At 66.2% G+C, this 855-nt stretch carries 1 protein-coding gene; it reads right to left on the minus strand.

The window, feature by feature from the left end; translation table 11 throughout:
- Positions 1-114: 114 nt before the first annotated feature.
- Positions 115-855: acyl-CoA thioesterase domain-containing protein (locus tag A5780_RS36700; protein ID WP_082976931.1), on the minus strand; the 741-nt coding region annotated here is incomplete at its 5' end.

Here is an 855-nt window from a genome sequence, read left to right on the forward strand (position 1 = left end):
TACCTGCTTGCCTACTTCGACGCCACCTTCAGCCAGCCCGGCACCGACATTGCTCAAACGCTCGCCAGGCTCGCTCAGCCGGAGATGCTTCCTCACCCGTGAAGCACCCGCCGGTTACTCGCCGCCGAATGCGGCGCTGGTGGTGGCGGCGAAGTCGATTTGGCGTCGTGCGTTCGACAGTGTGCTGACCACGGAGGTGCCGACCGGGCCGATGCGGTCGTAGAGGGTGGCGCTGCCGATGGACACGCCCGCCGAGGCGATGGTGTTGTCGGCGCGTAGTCCGAGGTCGCAGCCGATCGGCAGACGCGAAAGCGCCACGGTCACATCGGCGTTGATGTAGCCGGCGCCTTCGGTGCCCCAATGACACACGTGGTTCGTGGAGTCACCCAGGATCGCGGCGCGCTGGAACCCAGTGATCGGTTCCCCGGCGACCAGTGGTGGCAGGTTCTGCCAGGAGATTTTGCGGTCGGCGTTTTGATTCGCCGCGAAATCCTCGGACCAGTCGCGATCGCCGCTCTTGAACAGCGGCGGCGTCCCGCCGGGCACAGCACTCTCCTGCGGCGGAACCGGCAGCGGTTCGTCTCGGCTCCAGAGCTGGCCAGGCGGTTCGGTCCCGGTGGTGAGGAAAACGGCTGTCGCCCTCACACGTTGCTGACCGTCTTGCGACAGTGCCGCGTCGGCAACAGTGATTCGAGATCCTCGACGGACCACCGTGCTGCGCAGATCGAACGCGGCGTTGTCGACCGGTTGATACAGGTCGACTGTGAGTCGAGCGGGGATGAAGCCCTCCGGGCAGTGGGTCTCGAGTTCCCGGGCGAGCATGCCGGCCACGGCTGTTCCGCTCAGTTTGGTCGG

Origin of the sequence: Nocardia sp. 852002-20019_SCH5090214, from assembly GCF_001665865.1 — a bacterium.
GTDB lineage: Bacteria > Actinomycetota > Actinomycetes > Mycobacteriales > Mycobacteriaceae > Nocardia > Nocardia nova.